Source organism: Kitasatospora sp. NPDC096204 (assembly GCF_044763205.1).
Lineage (GTDB): Bacteria > Actinomycetota > Actinomycetes > Streptomycetales > Streptomycetaceae > Kitasatospora.
Map to the genome: position 1 here is coordinate 76,651 of NZ_JBIWFT010000007.1, position 20,558 is coordinate 97,208.

General features: G+C 71.6%; 20 protein-coding genes. 10 read left to right on the top strand and 10 right to left on the bottom strand.

The annotated features are described in order from the left end of the window. Positions 1–4: 4 nt before the first annotated feature. Positions 5–2,803, bottom strand: a complete 2,799-nt coding sequence (locus ACIQ87_RS09660; RefSeq protein ID WP_402404086.1) for a BTAD domain-containing putative transcriptional regulator — start codon at positions 2,801–2,803, stop codon at positions 5–7. 613 nt (positions 2,804–3,416) lie between these two features. On the opposite strand from ACIQ87_RS09660, the gene ACIQ87_RS09665 reads away from it, so the two are divergent. The 3 genes from ACIQ87_RS09665 to ACIQ87_RS09675 all read left to right on the top strand — a co-directional run bounded on the left by ACIQ87_RS09665 (position 3,417) and on the right by ACIQ87_RS09675 (position 7,493). Next, on the top strand, positions 3,417–4,805 hold the full coding sequence (locus ACIQ87_RS09665) for a uracil-xanthine permease family protein (protein WP_402404088.1): 1,389 nt from the start codon (positions 3,417–3,419) through the stop codon (positions 4,803–4,805). A gap of 139 nt (positions 4,806–4,944) precedes the next feature. Continuing rightward, positions 4,945–5,667 carry a hypothetical protein gene (locus tag ACIQ87_RS09670; protein WP_402404090.1) on the top strand — a complete coding sequence of 241 codons (723 nt, stop codon included), beginning with the start codon at positions 4,945–4,947 and terminating at the stop codon, positions 5,665–5,667. A gap of 233 nt (positions 5,668–5,900) precedes the next feature. Further along, positions 5,901–7,493, top strand: a complete 1,593-nt coding sequence (locus ACIQ87_RS09675) for a methyltransferase domain-containing protein (RefSeq protein ID WP_402404092.1) — start codon at positions 5,901–5,903, stop codon at positions 7,491–7,493. 562 nt (positions 7,494–8,055) lie between these two features. On the opposite strand, the gene ACIQ87_RS09680 is transcribed toward ACIQ87_RS09675, so the two are convergent. Next, a complete protein-coding gene (locus ACIQ87_RS09680; RefSeq protein WP_402404094.1) occupies positions 8,056–10,596 on the bottom strand; it encodes a collagenase in 2,541 nt (846 codons plus the stop codon). A gap of 283 nt (positions 10,597–10,879) precedes the next feature. After that, positions 10,880–11,089: a DUF397 domain-containing protein gene (locus ACIQ87_RS09685; RefSeq protein ID WP_402404095.1), complete on the bottom strand. Its 210-nt coding sequence runs from the start codon at positions 11,087–11,089 to the stop codon at positions 10,880–10,882. Between the two features lie 317 nt (positions 11,090–11,406). On the opposite strand from ACIQ87_RS09685, the gene ACIQ87_RS09690 reads away from it, so the two are divergent. Beyond that, the gene (locus tag ACIQ87_RS09690) at positions 11,407–12,684 is read left to right on the top strand and encodes a serine hydrolase domain-containing protein (RefSeq protein WP_402404098.1); all 1,278 of its coding nucleotides are present in this window, start codon (positions 11,407–11,409) and stop codon (positions 12,682–12,684) included. 8 nt (positions 12,685–12,692) lie between these two features. On the opposite strand, the gene ACIQ87_RS09695 is transcribed toward ACIQ87_RS09690, so the two are convergent. From ACIQ87_RS09695 to ACIQ87_RS09705, 3 genes are all read right to left on the bottom strand, one after another. Next, positions 12,693–12,902, bottom strand: coding sequence for a DUF397 domain-containing protein (locus tag ACIQ87_RS09695; RefSeq protein ID WP_402404100.1), 210 nt, complete (start codon positions 12,900–12,902; stop codon positions 12,693–12,695). 72 nt (positions 12,903–12,974) lie between these two features. Continuing rightward, a complete protein-coding gene (locus ACIQ87_RS09700; RefSeq protein ID WP_402404103.1) occupies positions 12,975–13,187 on the bottom strand; it encodes a DUF397 domain-containing protein in 213 nt (70 codons plus the stop codon). Then, positions 13,184–14,014: a helix-turn-helix domain-containing protein gene (locus tag ACIQ87_RS09705; RefSeq protein WP_402404106.1), complete on the bottom strand. Its 831-nt coding sequence runs from the start codon at positions 14,012–14,014 to the stop codon at positions 13,184–13,186. The genes ACIQ87_RS09700 and ACIQ87_RS09705 overlap by 4 nt, the downstream gene beginning before the upstream one ends. Before the next feature lie 159 nt (positions 14,015–14,173). Between ACIQ87_RS09705 and ACIQ87_RS09710 the strand changes: the two genes are divergently transcribed. The 5 genes from ACIQ87_RS09710 to ACIQ87_RS09730 all read left to right on the top strand — a co-directional run bounded on the left by ACIQ87_RS09710 (position 14,174) and on the right by ACIQ87_RS09730 (position 16,535). After that, complete coding sequence (locus tag ACIQ87_RS09710; RefSeq protein ID WP_402404109.1) at positions 14,174–14,593, top strand: ATP-binding protein; 420 nt, start codon at positions 14,174–14,176, stop codon at positions 14,591–14,593. A 14-nt stretch (positions 14,594–14,607) separates the two neighbouring features. Further along, entirely contained in the window at positions 14,608–15,159 is a 552-nt protein-coding gene (locus ACIQ87_RS09715; protein WP_402404111.1) for a hypothetical protein, read from the top strand. A 266-nt stretch (positions 15,160–15,425) separates the two neighbouring features. Beyond that, on the top strand, positions 15,426–15,560 hold the full coding sequence (locus tag ACIQ87_RS09720; protein WP_402404114.1) for a hypothetical protein: 135 nt from the start codon (positions 15,426–15,428) through the stop codon (positions 15,558–15,560). 9 nt (positions 15,561–15,569) lie between these two features. Further along, a complete protein-coding gene (locus tag ACIQ87_RS09725) occupies positions 15,570–15,962 on the top strand; it encodes a hypothetical protein (RefSeq protein WP_402404117.1) in 393 nt (130 codons plus the stop codon). A 48-nt stretch (positions 15,963–16,010) separates the two neighbouring features. Further along, positions 16,011–16,535 (top strand): GNAT family N-acetyltransferase, encoded by a 525-nt coding sequence (locus ACIQ87_RS09730; RefSeq protein ID WP_402404120.1) that lies wholly within the window; start codon positions 16,011–16,013, stop codon positions 16,533–16,535. 125 nt (positions 16,536–16,660) lie between these two features. Here the strand turns inward: ACIQ87_RS09730 and ACIQ87_RS09735 are convergent, their stop codons facing one another. The 3 genes from ACIQ87_RS09735 to ACIQ87_RS09745 all read right to left on the bottom strand — a co-directional run bounded on the left by ACIQ87_RS09735 (position 16,661) and on the right by ACIQ87_RS09745 (position 18,799). Then, complete coding sequence (locus tag ACIQ87_RS09735; RefSeq protein ID WP_402404122.1) at positions 16,661–16,984, bottom strand: RICIN domain-containing protein; 324 nt, start codon at positions 16,982–16,984, stop codon at positions 16,661–16,663. Continuing rightward, positions 16,981–17,991, bottom strand: a complete 1,011-nt coding sequence (locus ACIQ87_RS09740) for a hypothetical protein (RefSeq protein ID WP_402404125.1) — start codon at positions 17,989–17,991, stop codon at positions 16,981–16,983. Before ACIQ87_RS09740 ends, ACIQ87_RS09735 begins: the two co-directional genes overlap by 4 nt. A gap of 502 nt (positions 17,992–18,493) precedes the next feature. After that, positions 18,494–18,799, bottom strand: a complete 306-nt coding sequence (locus ACIQ87_RS09745; protein WP_402404128.1) for a hypothetical protein — start codon at positions 18,797–18,799, stop codon at positions 18,494–18,496. Between the two features lie 157 nt (positions 18,800–18,956). Here ACIQ87_RS09745 and ACIQ87_RS09750 point away from each other — a divergent pair, with 157 nt between their 5' ends. Continuing rightward, entirely contained in the window at positions 18,957–19,817 is an 861-nt protein-coding gene (locus ACIQ87_RS09750) for an alpha/beta fold hydrolase (protein ID WP_402404130.1), read from the top strand. 146 nt (positions 19,818–19,963) lie between these two features. Here ACIQ87_RS09750 and ACIQ87_RS09755 read toward each other — a convergent pair whose 3' ends face one another. Then, positions 19,964–20,479: an aegerolysin family protein gene (locus tag ACIQ87_RS09755; RefSeq protein WP_402404132.1), complete on the bottom strand. Its 516-nt coding sequence runs from the start codon at positions 20,477–20,479 to the stop codon at positions 19,964–19,966. Positions 20,480–20,558: the final 79 nt, after the last annotated feature.

The window sequence follows — 20,558 nt, forward strand, 5'->3', positions numbered from 1 at the left end:
CCCGTCAGTGCTGCGCGCCGACGGCGGCGGCCGCCATGGCGAGGGTGGTGGTGGCGGTGCCGGCCGGCAGGGCGCGCAGGGCCGCCTCGGCCTGCGCCTCGCCCTCCCCGTACTGGTGGGCGCGGGCCTCGCGCAGCGCGGCGCCGAGGTGGCGGGCGGCCTGCTCCGGGTGGCCGATGGCGGCCAGGGCGCGGCCGTAGAGGGTCTGCAGGACCACCCGGCGGGCGGCCGGGAAGGGCGGTTCGGCGACGGCCAGGCCGCGGGCGGCGTGGTGGGCGGCCTCCTCGGCGGCGCCGTTGGCCAGGCACTGGCCCGCCAGGTGCTGGCGGGCGAGGGCCACCAGGTCGGCGCGGTCGGCCCGTTCGGCCAGGGACAGGGCCTCCAGCAGCAGGCCGCCCACCCTGGCCCGGCCGGCCGTGTCGCCGTGGCGGGCGAGGGCGACGGCGAGGTTGACCAGGGCGACGGCCTGGGCGGTGCCGTCGCCGGCCCGGGCGGCGAGGTCGGGGGCGCGGTCCAGGTGGAGGAGGGCCTGCCCGGGGCGGCCCTCCTCCAGCAGCACCCAGCCCAGCAGGGCCCGGGCGCGGGACTGGGCGCCGGGGTCGCGGTCGGCCTCGGCGGCGGCCAGGCCGTGTTCGAGCAACGGCACCCAGCCGTCCCGGACCTGCCAGACGATCAGCGGCCACTGGAGCAGCACCAGGCGCCAGGCCCGGTCGTGCAGTCCGGCGGCGACCGCCGCCTCGACCGCCCCGCGCAGGGTGTCGCGTTCGGCGGCGTACCAGGCGAGCGCGCTCGCCCGGTCGGGGAAGGGGCGGACCTCGGCGGGGCGGCGGGTGCCGGGCGGCAGGGTGCAGCAGGGTTCGCTGCCGGGTTCGGCGGCGGCGCAGGCGGTGAGCAGGGTGTTGTGCAGGTGGTCGAGCAGGCGGGGCAGCACCTGGGCGTCGGTGTCGCCGGGCAGGCTGCGGGCGTAGAGGCGGACGAGGTCGTGCAGGGCGTAGGCGTCCCGGCCGATCTGGACGATCAGGTGGGCGGTGGCCAGTTGGGCCAGGGCGTCGGCGGCCTCCTCGGGGCGGCAGCCTGCCAGGGCGGCGGCGGTGCGGCTGTCGAGGGTGGTGCCGGTGTGGGCGCCCAGGCGGCGGAACATCCGGCGGGCGGGGTCGCTCAGGTGCTGGACGGTCAGGGCGAGGGCGGCGGCGACGCTGGTGTCCTCGACGTCCAGGAGGTCCAGGCGGTCCTGCTCGTCGGCGAGTTCGTCGGCCAGGGCGGCCAGGGTGCGGGCCGGGCCGGTGGCGAGGCGGGCGGCGGCCAGCCGCAGGGCCAGCGGCAGGCCGTCGCACAGGCCGGCCAGCCGGGCGGCGGCCTCGGGTTCGGCGGCGACCGGGTCGGGGCCGAGGGTCGCGGCGAGCAGGGAGACGGCCTGGGGCGAGGACAGTTCGGCCAGCGGCACCGGGCGGGCGGCGTCGGAGGCGACCAGGCCGCCGAGCCGGTCGCGGCTGGTGACCAGGGTGACGCAGTCGTCGCCGTCGGGCAGCAGCGGGCGGACCTGCTCGGAGCGGCGGGCGTTGTCCAGGACGATGAGCATCCGGCGGGTGGCCGTCAGCTCCCGGTAGCGGGCGGCCATCGCCTCGGGGGTGGCGGGCATCCGTTCGGCGGGCAGGCCGAGGGCGAGCAGCAGTTCGCGCAGCACGGCGGCGGTGTCGCGCTCCGGCAGCGTGCTGTGGCCGCACAGGTCGACGAAGACCCGGCCGTCGGGGAAGTCCCGGTGGCGGTGGTGCGCCCAGTACAGGGCGAGGGCGGTCTTGCCGACGCCGGCGCCGCCGGTGAGCACGGCGACGGCGCCGGGGGCGGCGGTGGCCCGGTCGAGGGCGGCCAGTTCGTCCTCCCGGCCGGCGAAGCCGCGCGGGCGGCGGGGGAAGGGCCAGGGCGCGGGGGCGGGCGTGGGCTCGGGGACGGGGATGAGCACGGGAACCGGGACCTGGACCGGGACGGTGACGGGGGCGGGGGCGGCTTCGGGGGCCGGTCCGCCGGCGGTGGGGGCCGGTACGGGCGGGCTCGGCGGGGCGTCGGTGCGCAGCAGCCGGTCGTAGGCGTCGGTGAGTGCGGGTCCGGGGTCCATGCCGAGTTCCTCGGCCAGGGCGCGGCGGGTGCGGTGGAACCAGTCCTGGGCCTCCGAGCGGCGCCCCGCGCGGCCGAGCGCGTGCATGAGTTCGGCGACCAGCGGTTCGCGCAGCGGGTGGGCGGTGGCCTCGGTGTGCAGCAGGTGCGCGGCGGCGCCGTGGTCGCCGAGCCGGCCGTGGGCGCGGGCGAGTTCCTCGACGGCGGCCAGCCGCAGCTCCTCCAGGGTCTGGGCGGCGCACTGCAGCGGCAGGCCGGGGGTGGTGCCGGTGAGGGCGGGGCCCCGCCACAGGGCGAGTGCCTCGCGCAGGGCGGCGGCGGCCCGGCCGGCGTCGTCCAGGCTGCGGGCGCGGGCCACCAGCTGTTCGAACCGTACGGTGTCCACCGCGTGGTCGGGTGTCCGCAGCAGGTAGGCGCTGTTGTCGGTGACGAGTTCGATGCCGGCGGCGGGGGCGTCGTGGGCGGTGAGCAGGGCGCGCAGTCCGGAGACGTGGTTGTGGATGACGGTGCGCGAGTGCCGGGGCGGCGCCTCGTCCGCCCAGAGGGCCTCGGTGAGCCGTTCGACGGTGACCGGTGCTCCGGGGTTCAGCAGCAGCATGGCCAGCAGGCTGCGGCGTTTGGCCGATCCGGCCGGAAGCTCCCGGCCGTCCTCGGCCACCACGGCCACCGAGCCCAGCAGTCGGAACTCCACGCACCCTCCTTAGATGTATATGACAATCATATGACGGCAGGCGATCTTTCGATCGCGGAGCGTCGCCCCCGGCCCGCGGGCGGCGGGGACCGGGCCGGGCCCCGCCGCGTCCGGGAACTACCAGGTGACGGCGTCGTCCATGGACTGCTGCCAGTAGGTGACCTTGAGCGAGTCGTCGATGTGGAGACCCTTGGCGGGCAGCGTGGGGTTGCTTCCGGCGCCGACGCTTGACCGGAGCTTGCGCGGTGATCCGTCCCGGGCGCCACGGTCTACGGCCGATCAGGGACGCTGGGACACCGGGACGGGCTCTGAGCTGGGGGAATGCCGGAGCCCTGGAACGCGTGGATGGGACGTGGGGAACGGGCGGCGGTGAACACGGGCTGAGCCGGGCGGCGGAAGGGGCGTCCGGGGTGGGGCCCGACCGGTACTCGGCCCCGGCCGGATCCGTGGCGCGGGGGCGGTGGCCGTAAGATCCCCCGAAGCACCGGGCCCGTCAGGCCTCACCCACACGTCTCCGCAGCTCACGCGGGTGCGTGTGATCGCCGGGACACCCGGCGGCCACGACAATGGTGCGGACAGTTCCCCGGAAGTACAGAGAAAGCGAAACCTCACCATGGATCTCGGCGTGCGCTGGAAGCTGCACGGTGACGGGCGCACGCCCGCACCGGGGGCGGTGGTCCGTCCCGACGAACGGCTCTCCTGGCCCCGCACGGTAGGGCTCGGCGCCCAGCACGTGGTGGCGATGTTCGGGGCGAGCTTCGTGGCGCCCGTGCTGATGGGGCTCGACCCGAACCTCGCGATCATGATGTCCGGCGTGGCGACCGTGATCTTCCTGCTGGCCACCAAGGGCCGGGTGCCCAGCTACCTGGGCTGCTCGCTGTCCTTCGTGGGCGTGGCCGCGGTGATCCGGGCGCAGGGCGGCACCAGCGCGACGGTGACCGGCGCGGTGTTCGTGGTGGGCGTGGCGCTGTTCCTGGTGGGTGTGGCTGTCCAGAAGTTCGGGGCGCGCATCATCCACGCCGCGATGCCGCCGATCGTCACCGGCGCGGTGGTCATGCTGATCGGCTTCAACCTCGCCCCGGTGACCGCCTCGGTGTACTGGCCGCAGGACCAGTGGACGGCGCTGCTGGTGATGCTGTTCACCGGTCTGGCCGTGGTGTGCCTGCGCGGCTTCTGGTCGCGGGTGGCGATCTTCCTGGGGCTGCTGTTCGGCTACGGGATCTCCTGGCTGTTCGACCAGGTCTTCGGGAAGATCCACTCGGTGAACGGCGCCGGGCAGATGACCGACCACTGGCGCCTGGACCTGTCGGGCGTCGGCAAGGCGGACTGGATCGGCCTGCCGACGTTCCACGGCCCGTCCTTCCAGTGGTCGGCGATCCTGGTGGCGCTGCCCGTGGTGATCGCGCTGGTCGCGGAGAACGCCGGGCACGTCAAGGCGGTCGGCGAGATGACCGGCACGAACCTGGACGACAAGCTGGGCACCGCGATCTCCGCGGACGGCATCGGCTCCATGCTCTCCACCGCGGTCGGCGGCCCGCCGAACACCACGTACTCGGAGAACATCGGCGTCATGGCCGCCACCCGGGTCTACTCGACGGCCGCCTACTGGTGCGCGGCCGGCTTCGCGCTGCTGTTCGGCCTGTGCCCGAAGTTCGGCGCCATCGTGGCCGCGATCCCGGGCGGGGTGCTCGGCGGCATCACCGTCATCCTGTACGGCATGATCGGCCTGCTCGGCGCGCAGATCTGGACCAGGGCCCAGGTGGACCTGCGCAACCCGCTGAACCTGGTGCCGGCCGCGGCGGGCATCATCATCGGCATCGGCAACGTGACGCTGAAGTTCACCGACACCTTCAGCCTCAGCGGCATCGCGCTCGGCACGCTGGTCGTCATCACCGGCTACCACGTGCTGCGGGCGCTGGCCCCGGCGCACCTCAAGGCGCAGGAGCCGCTGCTGGACGAGGGCACCTCCTCGTACGACGAGCAGAGCCGGCCCGGCGCGTAACCGACAAGCGCGGGGTGGAACGGCCGGCGGAAGTGTCCGAAAAGGATCTTCCGCCAGCCGTTTCGTCTGGCCGGACGGGCCGGCCCGGTGGTCGAATCACTGCCCGTCCGCACCGGCCACTCATCCACCTTGGAGAGGCATGTCCCGTCTGAACCACCGCCGCAAGGCCGCCACCGCGGCCGTCGCCCTCGGCACCCTCGCGATCACCTGCGCCGGAGTGACGCCCTCCAGCGCGGCCGGCCAGGTCATCTGGACGCCGAGCACCAGTACCGGCCCGTCCTCCTTCAAGGCCGTCCAGTGCGCGGCCGGCAACTTCGGCGTCGTCAAGGACGCGACCAAGGGCAACGTGTGGCGGGCCTTCCAGGCCGCCGGGGAGGAGCGCTGCGAGACGCTCAGCCCCGACCTGAAGGAGGGCGACACCTTCTACCTGGGCTGGTCGTCCAAGGTGGACATCAAGGACACCGAGAGCCGGTACGTCTTCCAGCTGAAGTGCTCGCCGAGCACCGACACGGCCAACCACCCGATCGAGATCGACATCGTCAACGGCCGCGTCCGCCTCCAGGAGTGGGACACCGCCCACGTGGCGCACTCGCTGTGGACCGCGCAGACGGCCAACAACACCTGGCACTCGTACGCGCTGAAGATCCACCTGGGCCGCACGGACGGCACCATCGACTTCTGGTTCGACGGGGTCAAGCAGACCTTCACCACCGGCTCGGGCACCTTCAAGGGCACCACCTGGGACGGCGACCGCAACTACCTCAAGTGGGGCTCCTACCACCCCGCCACGGGCGACGCCACGAACACCTTCACCAGCCCGGTGATGGCGACGACCCTGGAGGCGGCCACCGCCGGCTCCTGACGCCCCGCCGAGTCCACCGACGGGCCCGGACCGCCACAACGTGCGGTCCGGGCCCGTCGGTTCATCCACGCACCGGGCGGCCGGGCGCGGACGGCGGTAACCGGACAGCCTGCGGCGACCCGGCGGCCAGCGGGCCGCTATGAGCCGCCGGACCGTGGCCCGTCGCACCGGGCACGGCGGGTACCTTCCGGGTACGGCCGTGCACCCGGAGGGACCCAGGATGACCGCAGCGCATGACCATGACGGCCGAGCTGGGGCCGGACGGTCAGTGGAGCGGCACCCTGGACGGCGCCCTGCGGGGCGTCGACCTGTCCGAACTCGCGTCCGTGTGGTGGCGCAAGCCCACCACCTTCCGGTTCGCCGACGGCATGTCCGGCCCCGAGCAGGGGTTCGCCGCGTCACAGGCCAAGCGAGCGTTCGCCGGCGTACTCGGCTCGCTGCCCGGCGTGCTGTGGGTCAACCGCCCCGAGCGCAACGCCGACTGCACGAAGCCCGCACAACTGGCCGCCGCTGCCGGGGCCCGGCTGCCCGTGCCCGCAACGCTGATCACCAACTCCCCCGGGGCGGTGCGCGAGTTCGCCGGGCGGTGCGGCGGCCGGGTCGTCACGAAGGTGCTCGGCGGGATCGTCCACACCGAGAACGGACAGCGGGGCCAAAGCGATCGCCGATCTCCTCCAGAAGGGCACCACGTGACCGACACCGCCGAGCCGACCGCCGAGAGCCTGCGCCACGCCATGGTCGACGCCCTCACCGCCGACGGTTCCCTGACCGATCCGGGCTGGCAGCGCGCGTTCCGGGACGTACCCAGGCACCTGTTCGTGCCGTACTTCTACCGGCAGGGCGCCGACGGGAGTCAGCAGCGGGTCGGCGGTGACGACCCCGGACACGCTGCCGAGTGGCTGAAGGCCGTGTACGCGAACCGGGCGCTGGTCACCCACCTGATCGACGGGAACGCCGCGTCGTCGTCCAGCCAGCCGTCCCTGATGGCGGTGATGCTCGAAGCGCTCGGCGAGCGGGCGGACGTCCGGGTGAAGGAGATCGGCACGGGAGCCGGCTACAACGCCGCGCTGCTCTCCCATCGCTACGGCGACGACCAGGTGGTGACCGTCGACGTCGACCAGGACATCACCGAGACGGCACGGCGCCGCCTCGGCCGCGCCGGCTACCGGCCGACCGTGATCACCGGCGACGGCGCCGCCGCCCACCTGCCCGCCGAGCCGGGGCGATCGCAACCGCGCCGCTATGGCGCGATCATCGCCACGTGCGGGCTCGCCCGCATCCCGCTCGCGTGGCTGCCCGAACTCGCCCCCGGCGGAGTGATCGTCGCGCCCGTCGGATACGGCATCGCGCGCCTCCACCGGACCGGCGAAGCCGAGGCCGGCGGGCGGTTCCTCACCACTCCTGCCTACTTCATGCCCCTGCGGGCGGCCGGAGACAGCGGGGTCGTCCGTCGGCCGCAGCTCTCCGACGGCGACCGTCGGCCGTCCGCCATCGGCGCCGACGCCCTGGTGGACGAGGACTTCCGCTTCCTGGTCAGCATCGCCATGCCGCCGCTCGGCTGGCAGTACGACCTCGGCGACGACGGGACGCCGGCCGGCGCCCGGGTGTGGACGTCGGACGGCTCGATCGCCGAACTGCGGCCGGACGGCACCGTGACCGAGGCCGGCCCACGCCCGCTGTGGTCCGAACTCGAATCGGCGCACCGCGCCTACCGGGCCCACGACCGGCCGGCCCGCGACCGGTACGGCATCACCGTCACGGGGACCGGACAGCGGGTGTGGCTCGACAGTCCGGACGGGCCGTCATGGACAGTGGGCAGCAGGTGAGAAGGAACAGGCGGCAGGCCCGGACCGCGGGGGTACGGTCCGGGCCTGCGCTTCGGGTACGTGCGGTGGCCGGTCGGGTCAGCAGTACCGATGACCCCCATGTCCGGGATGTTCTGGTTCGCGCCGATGGCCCCGTAGTCGACCCCGCCCTTCGGGTTCCCCACGATGAAGTTGTTCTCGCTCCACAGGCACACCCAGTTGGCGGGGCACTTGCCGGCGCCGGTCCGGATCGTGGTGAGGACGTCGGCGCTCGCGCTCGTCGTCGTGGCGGCGAGCACCCCGGCCACCGTGGCGGCACCCATCGCGAGCCGCATCGCCGTTCGCCGCAGGTTCATCCTGATCTCCTCTGTGTCTCTGCATGCCCAGGGGGGTGCTCCGGCACATCGCTTGCGGAGCGACACCACGGTGGCGGCGGGGGCACTGAGGAGGCATCGGTCATCCGACTGCCTGTGCGACCGGCACCGACGGCCCAAGTCGGGTTCGGGGTGAAGTCCGGTGAACGCCCCGGCCCCCGCATGCCGTGGCATGCGGGGGCCGGAGGCGCCGGGTTCCAACGCGTAGGTCAGTACCGGGTGGTGACGGTGACTCCGCTGAAGGCGGTCTTTCCGTAGAGGCTGATGTAGCGGTAGCCGGCCGTGGTGTTGGTGACGGTCAGCGTCTGGGTCGTGCCGCTGTTGGTGGAGGAGGCGGCGTAGGAGGTGCTGGAGGCCCAGGCGTCGGGGCTGTAGTACAGGTAGGCGGTGCCGCTGCCGCCGGTGGTGGAGACGGTCAGGGTGGTGGTGCCCGCCGGCATGTAGATGTACATCTGGTCCAGGCTGCCGGCCGCGGCGGCGCGGTCGGTGCGGAAGCAGTTGTAGTCCATCTTCCGAGCGTCGGGGTCGGTGCAGGCCGCGGGGGCGGCGGGGGCGGTGACGGTGACGGCCTTGGTGGCGGTGGCGCTCTTGCCGTTGCTGTCGGTGACGGTGAGGGTGACGGTGTAGGTGCCGGGCGTGCGGTAGGACTTCGCCGGGGAGGCCGCGGTGCCGGTGGTGCCGTCGCCGAAGTTCCAGGCCCAGGCGGTGATGCTGCCCTTGCCGTCGGTCTCGGTGGAGCGGTCGGTCAGCTGGACGTTCAGGTCCCGCACGGTGGCGTCGAAGGCGGCCTTCGGGGTGCCCGGGGCCAGGCAGGTGTCGGTGGCGCAGGTGTCGAGCCAGCTGGTGAAGCTCGCGTCGTAGGCGGTGCCGATGGAGTTGTAGTAGGCGTAGCCGCGGGCGTAGTCGCCGGTGCGGAAGTAGTAGAGCATCGTCTGGACCACGCCGGGGAACCGCTCGATCACGTAGCGGGCGCCCAGGTAGCCCCAGTGGTAGGTGCGGACGACGTCGCTGTTCAGGTAGGTGCTCTGGAACAGGGTGCTCAGCGCGTAGGTGTGCTTGGGCGCCTGGGCGACGGCGTTGGTGTCGGTGACGCCTCGGTAGGTGTAGGAGACGTACTCGGCGAAGCCCTCGATCCACCACAGGTCGGGGACGCTGACCTGCTGGTCGAAGCCGCCCTTCATGTCGTAGCGGGCGTCCAGGACGTGGGCGTACTCGTGGTTGAGGTTCCAGATCCGGGCGGTGAAGCCGTTGTCGTTCGGGTGCCGGTACATGATCGAGACGGGCTGGTTGGCCGGGTCGGTCGGGATCCCGGTCAGGGTGATGCCGCCGTTGTTGGTGGCGGCGCCGTACATCGCGCCGGCGTAGGTCTGGTAGTCGGCCTGGCTGGCGAACACCACGACCTGCACGGAGGACTCGTACTGGCCGGGGATGGGGCCGTTGTCGCGGACGAGGCTGTGGAAGTACGCGTCCTCGCCCTTGAGGTCGGCGCAGACGGCGGCGAGTTCGGCCGCGGTGAGGTCCTGGGCGAGGACGGTCAGGGTGGGGTTGCAGGTCTGCCGCATCGGCAGCACGGCCGTGGCCAGGCGCTGCTTCAGGTCGCAGACGCCGTAGTAGGAGCACTGGCCCCGGTCGTAGTAGTCGGCCACGTTGGCGGCGCCGACCCACAGCCGGGAGGTCGGGCCGGTCATCGAGGAGGCGTCGAGCAGGCCCTTGACCAGCGGGCGGACCTTGGCCTGGAGGGCCGGGTACGCGACGTAGCGGGACAGTTCGACGCCGGCGTTGCCCTCCAGGTACCCGCGGTCGGTGCCCAGCAGGTCGAGGTGGTTGCGGGTGAAGGCGTCGAGGGTGTCGAGGATGCCCGGGTCCGCGGTGACGGCGGCGGCGTACGCGGGGTTCTGGTGGCCCCGGTCCAGCGGGGTGAAGACGCTGTTGACCAGGTTGAGCAGGTCCCTGGAGGTGTCGTACGAGCTGTTGTAGCCGTTCAGCACCTGCCGGTAGGTGGTGAGGTAGCGGCCCTGCACGTCGGCGCTGTCGGTGAGGATGATGACGTCGGCCGCGACCTTGGCGTGGGCGGCCGTGACGTCCGCGAAGTGCGGGCCGGCCACGAAGGCGTCGATGCCGCGCGTCACGGCGGCGGTCAGCGAGGCGTCGAAGGCGGGCACGTGCGCCGGGTCGTTGGACTGCACGTAGTAGCCGGCGCGCAGGAACAGGACCAGCTGCCAGACACCGGTGGAGTTGTCGCCCGGATAGGTGGCGGCGGCGGTGCGGAAGGCGTCGGCGACGATGGCCATCTGGCTCTGCCGGAACAGCGCGGGAGCGTTCGCGCTGCCGCCGGTGTAGAAGAGCTTGGCGACGCACTCGGGCGTCGAGGCCGTGAGGGCGGAGACCAGGGCCGCTCCGGTCCGGCTGCTGAAGTCGGACGGGTTGCAGGACGCGGCGGCGGCCGGCGCCGCCAGGGTGCGGGGCGCGAGCGCGGCCGTGTCGGGGGAATCCGGTTGGCTGGGCGGGGCGGTCGGCGGCAGCTCGGCGGCGGTGAGCCGACGGGTCTGGGGTGCGGCGGGGCTCTCGGAGTCCGTGGTGGCGCTGCCGGTCACCGCCGACGGGCCGCCCTGGGTTCGGTCCGGGCTCGAAGCGGCCGAGGTGGGGGCGGCCTGGGAGGAGGCGGGGGCGGGGGCGGCCTGGCTCGGTCCGGCGGATATGCCGAGCAGGACGGTGCCTGCCGCGGCGACTGCGGCCAGCAGCCTGGGCATGCGTGAGAGGGGACGCATCGTCATTCCTTCGTGGGGGAAACGCACATGGATGCACCACGGAAGGGGGGAAAGTGTGGAGGCATCCGGAGTGCGTGACGCACCGTCTCACAGGAGCATCACACCCATCAATGGGGTGTGACATGTCATGTGTCTCAGTTTCACGCCCACGGAGAAGAAGCGGAGCTGCGTGAACGGCGGGTGGCCCGGGAACGGTTCCGCTCCCGGGCCACCCGCCAGGACCTCCGTCGGGGCGTGAGGTCAGGACCTCCGTCGGGGCGTGAGGTCAGACGTCGCCGAACTCGCCGCCGCGGACGGCGACGACGAAGGACGCCCAGGCCTCGACGGGGAAGGCGAGGATCGGCCCGTTCGGGTCCTTGGAGTCCCGGACCCTGCCCGGGTGCGCGTCGTCCACCTCGACGCAGGTGCCACCGTTGTTGCTGTGCGAGCTCTTGCGCCACACGGCGCCGGCCAGATCAGGTTCGAGAACGCTCATGGCCCTTGCCTGCCCTCCCCCAGGAACGCAAAACGCCCGGCCGGGGACCCGCCGAACCCCTTGAGGGCAGATCGGCTGCGGGTCGAGGCCCCGGTCGGCTGACGGCCCCTGCGGGCAGGGGCGCCCCTGACCGACCCTAGGGGGTGGCCCATCCCTGAGGGGGAGCGACCCATCGTTCGAAGGTAGGTCCAGGGTCGGAGCCGGCCTGGACCGTGGGCTGACGACCCGGCATCCGTCAACTGTCAAGGTGTCAATTGCCGTAATTCACATGGGTGTTGCATTCAACCTTCGGTACGGACACGGGAAGGCGGACGGGCATGGCGGAACACAGGGGCGGAGCGGGTCCGGGCGGTCGCGGGCGCACGGGGCGCCGGCGCGGCCGCCCGGCCGCGCGCCTGGTGGCGCTCGCGCTGGCGGGCGCGGGCCTGGTCGGGGTGACGGCCCCGGCGGCCGGCGCCCTCGGCACAGCGGGGCCGGTCGGAGTGGTGACCGTGACCGCCGCCCAGGACCCGGCGCAGGACGCCGCCGGCCGGGGGCCGCGCACGGGCGTCGACCCCAGGGCCCTGGACGCCGCGGTGCAGGCCATCGTCGACTCCGGCGGCGCCTCGGCCTCACTCGCCCGGGTCGGCGAGTACGGCCGCACCCGGTGGAAGGGCGCCGCCGGTACCGCCGACTACGCGACCGGCGCCCCCGCCTCGGCGACCGGCCGGTTCCGGATCGGCAGCGTGACCAAGACCTTCGTCTCCACCGTCGTCCTCCAACTGGTCGCCGAGGGACGGCTGGGCCTGGACGACCCGGTGGAGCGGCTGCTGCCGGGCGCGGTGCCGAACGGCGCGGACATCACCCTGCGCCAGCTGCTCAACCACACCAGCGGGCTGTTCGACTACACCGAGGACCACGCCTTCGACCCCACGGCGCCCGGTTCCCTCGAACGATGGCTGGAGTCCGGCCGCTACACCCGCTGGACACCACAGCAGCTCATCGCCCTGGCCAACAACCACCCGGCGTACTTCCCGCCCGGCCAGGGCTACCACTACTCCAACACCGACTACATCCTGGCCGGACAGATCATCGAGCGGACCACCGGCCGCACCTGGCAGCAGGAGGTGGAGCGTCGCATCATCCGCCCGCTGGGCCTGACCGGCACGTCCATGCCCGACCACGAGACGGCCGTCCCCGGCCCGCACGCGCACGGCTACTTCGACCTGCCCACCGGCCGCGTGGACGTCACCGACCTGGACCCGAGCATGGCGGGGGCGTCCGGCGCCGGGATCTCCACCACCGCCGACCTCAACACCTTCATCACCGCCCTGCTCGGCGGACGGCTGCTGCCCCGGCCGCAGCTCGCCGAGATGATGACGGTCACCCCGCAGAGCCAGGGCGGGTACGGCCTGGGCCTGGAGCGGACCACCACCGACTGCGGTGAGCTCTGGGGCCACACGGGCGGCATCCCGGGCTTCAGCACCTTCCTGTACACCAGCCCCGACCTGCGCCGTCAGCTCTCCGTCTCGATGAACGGCAGTGGCCTCTCGACCCCGCTGCCCACCCGGAAGGCCTTCGAGAAACTGGTAGACGCCGCGACCTGCACCGGCTGACCCTGACCTCAGACCTCGCCGAACTCACCGCTGCGGACGGCGGTGACGAAGGACACCCAGGCCTCGGCGGGGAAGGCAAGGATCGGCCCGTTCGGGTCCTTGGAGTCGCGGACCCTACCCGGGCGCGCGTCGTCCACCTCGACGCAGTTGCCACCGTTGTTGCTGTGCGAGCTCTTGCGCCACACGGCGCCGGCCAGGTCAACTTCCAGAGCACTCATGGCCCTTGCCTGCCCTCCCCCAGGAACGCAAAACGCCCGGCTGGGGAACCCCAGCCGGGCGTCAGGCCGACGTCAGACCTCGCCGAACTCGCCACCGCGGACAGCGGCGACGAACGACTCCCAGGCCCCGGCCGGGAAGACCAGAGCCGGGCCCTGGGGGTCCTTCGAGTCACGAACGGGCATCACGCCGGGGAAGCCGGAAGCCACCTCGACACACTGCCCGCCATTGCCGCTGTAGCTGCTCTTGCTCCAGGAGGCACCCGTCAGGTCAACGTTCCCGCTCATACCGAAAAGTCCCTTCGCGCCTTACTGATCATTTTGAGCGATGCCGCCTGCGACAGCGCTTCCACCTGGAGCAAATCGTATTCCCTTGCCCAGGCGGACACGATTGCCCGGTCGTTCTCCAGGTATCCACGCTGGTGCGTCTCGGTGTACCCAAGCGAGGTGCCATCGCCGAGGTCGAGAAGCGACATGGACCGCATGAACGGACGATGCGCCCCCAGATCAAAGGGGGCAACCTGGACGACGTAGTTGGGCCGCTGGGCCAACTTCTCCACATGCGCCAGCTGTTGAGACATGACAGTCTCGCTGCCAACCACGGTCCGGAGGCAGCTCTCGTCGAGGATCACATGGATCGACGGAGCTGGGTCCCGGTTGATTCGCTCCTGTCGATTCAGGAGGAGTCGGACGCGTTCGGCTCCCTGCTCAGCCGTGACACTTCCTCTCGCAACAGAACCCGCCTCCAGAGCCTCGGCGTACCCGCGAGTCTGCACCAGGCCAGGGATGATGCCCAGCTCAAAGATTCGAATGCCCCTGGCTTCCCGTTCCTTGGCTGCGTACTCCGGGTAGCCCGGCAGGAACGAAGAGCCCCGGAGACTCCAATACGTTAGCTCAAGCGTTCCACCAGTACCAAGGACCTTGTCAGCAACACGGACCCACTCAAGCGTGGGATTGCGAGCCCCTCTTTCGAGGTTTGAAATCTGACTATCACTCAGATGAGTAAGCTCACCAAGCTGGGTCTGCGTCAAGCCCGCCGCCTTACGCAACCTGCGGAGTTGAGCACCAAACGCCTTGAGGGGCGAAGCCGACGGATCCAGCTGAGACTCACGCATCGTCAGACCTCCACTGCTGCGCGAATTCCACGCGGGGAAACTGTCAAGTGGGGAAGCCTTCCGATCGTAGCGGGCGAGAGGCCACCATGGCTACGCCTGGTGATTCACCGGGTGCACAGCGCAACCTTTCGCACGCAATCCCCCTTGAGGTGCTCCCCCATGCTCACTGCCCGGCGTCCCCGCATGTTCGTCGCGCGCCTCGACCCCTGCGCCGAATCCACGCCCCTGGCCCGCTACTTGCTTCGGGCGTACCTCTCCGGGCTGCCCTCCGGGGACCGGTACCGCGACACCGCCGAGCTGCTGCTGTGCGAACTCTTCGCCAACGCCGTCCAGCACTCGGACGCCCCCGACGACCGGCACATCGAGATCCGCTTCACCCTCGTCAACTCCCGCCTCCGGCTGGAAGTCCACGACGCCAGCTCCGGGCAGCCGTCCCTCCGCACCGCTTCCCCCGACGACGAGCACGGGCGCGGACTCTTCCTCGTCAACGAGCTCGCCGAACGCTGGGGCTGCGCCTCCCGCCCCTGCGGCATCGGCAAGTTCGTCTGGGTCCTGATCGCTCCCGCCACCATCGCCTGAAAGCCCGAACCCCCATGAACCTCGCGACCCTGGCCCGCCATACCCTTTCCCGCGGCGCCACCCCCGCCGCCACCTATGCCCTCCTCGCCCGCCTCGGCCACCAGCCCCTGCCCGTCGCCCGCGCCGTCTGCCTCGCCCTCGACATCCCCCACGCCGAGACCACCCGCCGCCTGGCCGACTGCCACGACGCCCTCCTCGCCGACCCTCGCCCCAACTCCGAAGCTGACACCGGCGAACTCCTCGAAGCCCTCGGCGTCTTCGACATCCCCAAGCCCCTCACCCCCACCGAACACACCATCGTCGAACACTTCCTGGTCGCCATCGACGCCCTCGGCGGCATCCGCCCCGGCCACCACCACGGCCTCACCCGCTGGTTCACCACCGGCAACCTCACCGCCGCCTACCTCTCCCTCACCGCCACCCACCCCCTCCCCCGCACCGGCGACCCCACCACCTACTGGACCACCCTCACCACCGCCGGCGAACTCCTCACCACCACCCCCAACCCCGACCCCCGCATCCGCTACGCCCTCACCCACTGCCGCACCCAAACCACCCGCACCTGAACCCCACCGCGCACAGGAAGTCGGCGGGACCGACTTCCTGTGCATCGCAGTCGCCCGTACTTGATCGGCCGGGCCTGTCCACCATCGCCAGCATGCGAGCAGCGCCCGAGCCCTTCCTCCCGCACGCCCCCACGGCTCCGGCGTGCGCCATAGGCCACGACGGAACGCTCGGGCCCCCAACTCCACCCGTGAAGAGCCTTGTTGGCGCCCGATCAAAGAGAAAACAATCCGACGCACACCATCCGATAAGCAGGAAGGAGCACAGCATGCTGCCCAGCACGGTCTTGGCGGAGCTGGCCGAGGTGGTCGGCGAATGGTTCGAGGGCGAGCCCGAGTACTACATCGCCCCGACCACGGACCGCTACCAGTACGGTCCGACCAACCCCGACAACACCGTGTGAGGGGAATCCATGCTCAAGCTACGCATCCTTGCGGACGACATGCGTCACCCGTGGGAATGGGCCGCAGGCCGATGGTTCAGCGGCAGTTCCCGGGTCGAGCCCTTCTGCCACCCCATGACCGCCCAGCACTTCCTGACGGACGGGAGACGTACGGCACTCATCAACGTGGCCCGCATCGCGGGGGCCGCTGAGGGTCTGAGCCGCGCACACACTGCCGACGCCGCTCTGTACGACAAGGCCGTCAGCACGGTGGACGAGGGTTCCCCGCTCCTGGAGGCCCGGCTTCTCGAACCGGAGGCGCTGCACGCCGTCGCGGACCGGCTTGACACCGGAAGAGCCCAACGCGCCGACCGTGAAGTGGTGTTCGCCCTGCTCGCGGACTCTGCAACGACAATGCGTTGACCGCCTGAAGAACCATCACACGAGAGACAGGAGACACCGGTGTTCCGGATGCGCGAAGCGACCGAGGCCGACGCCGGCGCGATCGCCGACCTGGTCCGTGAGCGGTCCCGCTGGCTGGCGGAACGCGGGCTCGGCGAGTGCGAGGCGGCGGCCGATGAGTTCGGGGCCCAGGCCGCACATCCTGACATTCCGGTGTGGGTGCTGGAACACCAGGAGCACGGTGTGGTCGGCTGCACGACGATCATGCGGGAGAGCGCCCTTCCCCGGTGGGGCTTCACGGAGGAGGAACGCGCCGAGCCCAGCCTCTTCCTCACGACCAGCTTCACGCGGCCGAACCCGTACCGCCTCGGACGCCTGCTCGCCTGGTGGGCCCTCGACCGCGCCTCCTCGGACGACGTCCGTTGGGTGCGTCGCGGCACCGCCCAGGAACAGTTGTCGCGCTACTACCGACGGGAGCAGGGCTGGCAGTTGCTGCGCGTGGCCGAACTCCCCGAGGCGAAGGTCCACCTCCTCCAGCGCCGGGCCGAGCCCGTGCGGGAACTACCGGACCTCATGTCCGGAATCGGGCTGTAAGAAGCCACCGGAGTCGACGCAGGAAGTCGGCCCCGCCGACTTCCTGTGCGCCCCGGCCCTCGCCGGAAAGCGGGAACGAGCCCGCCGGGTGCGCAGGCTCGTTCACCGTGGGCGGATCGCTTCCCTTACCGGCCGTAGACCTTCCACTGCTGGGCGATGTCGCCGCTCAGGTGTTCCAGGGTGACCTTCTCGCCGAGGCCGTGCGGCTCCAGGACCTCGCCGGGGCGCTCCGCGGACTCGATGAGGACGGGCTCGGTCTGGCCCGGCTTCGCGGGCTGCAGCTTCCAGGTCTGATTGCCGAAGCCGAGACCGCACTCGGCCAGCTTCACGGGGTCCCCTTCGCCGAAGGACGTGACGCACGGGAAGCCCGGCCGGTTGGTCGCCCGGATCTCGCAGGTTCCGGGGGCCACCTCCTGGAAGATCCACTCGATGGAGTCGCCGAGGGTCACGAGCCGCTCTCGGCCGCGACGAAGGTGTACGCGCCGAGTTCGAGGAACAGGGCGTCGTGGAGCCCGGGCACGCCGGTGAGCGGGACGGCGAGTCGCCGTTCGAGTGCTCCGGCGTTGCTGTTGACCGGGTTGTAGGCGCGCAGCACGATCCGGGCGTCGCACGGGAGGGGCGTGTCGAACTGCACCACGACCGTGACGGTGCCGGAGTAGTTGGCGGGCAGCAGGATCGAGCGCGTGTACCCCTCGTCGTCGCCGGGCGGGTAGATCTGCGCCGTCAGGCTGAACGGGGCCTGCTGGTCGGTGTTGGAGAAGGTCGCGGTGCCGGCGGGCAGGTCGGTGCCGGAGATCCCGAAGACGAATCGCGTCGGGGTGTTGTTGAGGTTGCAGATGGCGAGGTTGGAGAGGACGTAGTTGGTCTGCCGGCACGGGATGACGTCGATGTTGCGCCAGCCGACGTTGGGGTTGTACCTGACCCAGTTCAGGTAGTCGACGAGCGAGCTGAAGGTGGGCAGCGTCGCGGGCATGGGGTGGGCGGGGGTGTCCACGGTGGTGATCGTGCAGTAGTGGCCGGGCGGGTTCTGGCTCGGCCAGAGGAAGGCGGACCTGCTGACGCAGATCTGCCCGGGAGGGATCTCCCTGCCGCCGCCGCGGACGGTGAACGGCACGGTGGTGCCGCCGCCCTCGGCGTTGAGCGGGGTCCACGCCCGCGGGTCCAGGAGCAGCCCGCCGGGGGCGTAGTAGAGCCTGACGTCGCCGGAGGTGGGGCACCCGGTCCTCAGGTTCTTCCCCCGGACGTAGATGCGGTTGAGCCGTCCCTGCACGATGGGGTGGCGGATGCCGAGGTCGGGGCCGCCGTAGCTGGACTCCAGCAGGCCGAAGTCGAGGATGTCGCTGCCGAACGGGATGATGTCCGGGGATTCCCAGACGGGGTCGGACGTGGGGGTCTGTCCCGTGTCCTGGAAGTTGTCCCGGACCAGGATGTCGTTCCAGTTGGCGGCGGCGTTCATGGTTCCTCCCCGTGTGAACGGTGGGTGCCGGACGGCGAAGGTGGGTGCCGGACAGCCGAACAGGCCCGGGTGCGGGGTCTTCGGCGGTGGTCCCGCCGGACGCGGGTCTTCGGGCCGGAGGCCGGGCGTCGGGGACCGGGCGTCGGAGGCCGGGCACCGTACGCCGGGCATCGGAGGCCGTACGCCGTACGCCGTGCGTCGGCTCACGCGCCGTCGGCCGGGCGGGCCGTCCTCGTCGGCGGCCGACGTCCGTGGCCTGCGGAGGTGTCGGTGGGTCGGTCCTGTCGGGTCGGGACGGCGGGTGCGCCCGTTCCGGAGGTCGCGGGTGACGGCGCACCGAGAGCGAATCGCCACCTGGTGTGAGTTCGTGGGGAAACGTCCCGGTACAGGAAATGTATCGGGTTCGAACCACCTTGCCCAATAGGCCGGAAGAGTGAATGCGCGGCCCGTAAGGAAATCGGCCCCCGCCGGGCGGCGGGGGCCGACTTCCTTGCGCGGCACGTCAGTTGTCGTTGTTGACCTTGGTGTACGCCGCGCTGTAGCCGGTCGGGCAGTACAGGGTGTCGCTGCCGTTGCCCATGTGCCAGGACCCGATGACCGTCGTCTGGTTGCCCTTGACGTTGTCGTTGTTGCAGACCAGCACCAGCTGCCAGTGGTTCTTCGTGGCGGTGGTCTGACAGCTGACCGATCCCCAGTTCGTGCCCTGGGTGGTGCTGCAGTACGAGGTCGCCGACGCCCCCGGAGCCGCCATCACCCCGGCGGCCACCAGCAGTGCCGCACCGGTCCCCAGAGCCGCAATCCGTCGCATGGCCTTCTCCTTCGTCGCGTCTCGAACAACGTTGCGGTCAGCATGCCGGAGTCCTGATCGGTTGTATCCACCGACGACACGAATGGCCGAGACGGGCCCCTGCCGACAGTGCGATGATCTTTCACTGAACACGGGTCAGAAAGTGAGCAAAAAAGACATGCAACCGACGTTCGTACTGGTCCACGGAGCTTTCGCGAACTCCTTCTCCTTCGCGCCGCTCCAGGCCGAACTCGGCCTCCTGGGGCACCGTTCCGTCGCCGTCGACCTGCCCGGGCACGGGTTCGCCGCGACATACCCGCGCGCCTACCAGGCGCCGCAGGACCTCGACGGGCTCGCCGCCGCGCCGGGGGCCATCAAGGGCGTGACGCTCGCCGACAACGTCGCGCACCTGGTCGGGATACTGGAGCGGGCCAAGCGCAACGGGCCCGTCGTGCTGGTCTCCCACAGCCGCGGCGGCCTGACGGCCACCGTCGCGGCCAACCGGCGGCCCGACCTGATCGACCGCATCGTCTACGTCTCCGCCTGGGCCCCCGTCAACCTCGACGTCGGCGCCTACTACGCCGAGCCCGAGATGGCCACGATCGACGCCGCGGGAATGGCGGCGGCGATGGTCGGCAACCCGGCCGAACTGGGGCTGCTGCGCTCCAACTTCCGCACCGCCGACCCCTCCGTCCTCGCGGCGTTCAAGGCGGCCTTCCTCGCCGACGGGACGGACGACGAGTTCCTGGTCCTCCTCAACACCTTCCAGCCCGACGAGAACCTCGACGCCGGCACGCCCGAGGACCGGGCGCAGGCCGACACCTGGGGGCGGATCCCCCGGACGTACGTGCGGCTGACCGAGGACGCCGGCATACCGCTCGCCATGCAGGACCGGATGATCCGTGAGGCCGACGAGCTGACGCCGGAGAACCCGTACGACGTCCGTACCCTCGCCGGCAGTCACCTGAAGTGGCTGGTCGACCCGGCGCCGGCGGCCCGCGTCCTGGCGGAGGTCGCCGCGCTGCTGCCCGCCGGATGACCTGACGGCGCTTGACCCGACGGGCGCTTGACCCGACGGCGCTTGACCCGACGGCGTCGCCGAGCACGCGCGGGCGCCCGGCCGGGGGGAGGAAGTCCCGGCCGGGCGCCCGGCGGTCAGGGCCCGTCAGTCAGGGGTCGGGGCGGTCAGAGGCCGCGGACCGTCCAGTACACGGCGGCGTTGTTGCCGCTGCCCCCGCTCTGCGCGAACCCGAACTTCGGGTCGGAGCCCGCGGTGTCGTAGCCGTTGCTGCCGACGTACGGGTTGTTCCAGTGGAGCTGGACGCGCTTGCCGTTGAGCCCCGGGTTCCCGCAGTTCGCCGCGTCGTAGATGACGTGGCCCTCGGTGCCGGTCATGAAGCCGTTGCTCTCGGACTGCCAGCGGGCGGTGCTCCCGTCGGTGATGACGGGGTCCGGAGCCTTCGTCCAGATGCCGTGGTCCAGCCAGTTGTTCTGCAGGCGCAGTTCGCAGCCCGTCCAGTTGACGACCAGGACCTCGGTGCTGCGCGCCGCGCTCAGCAGCTGCGCCTGCTCCTGCGTCTGCTCCTGGGTGGGCTGCTGCGGCGCGGTGGCCGCGCCGGCCGGGGCGGCGGCCGTGAACAGCGCGGCGGCGACGCCGGCCGCGGCCAGGGTTGCTCGGACCAGGGACTTCCGCTGTGCCATCGGGTGTTCCTCTCGCTCTGGGACCGCGTCGGTGCGGCCTGCTGCTCGAAGCCTCGGCCGCGCCCGTCGACAGATGGTC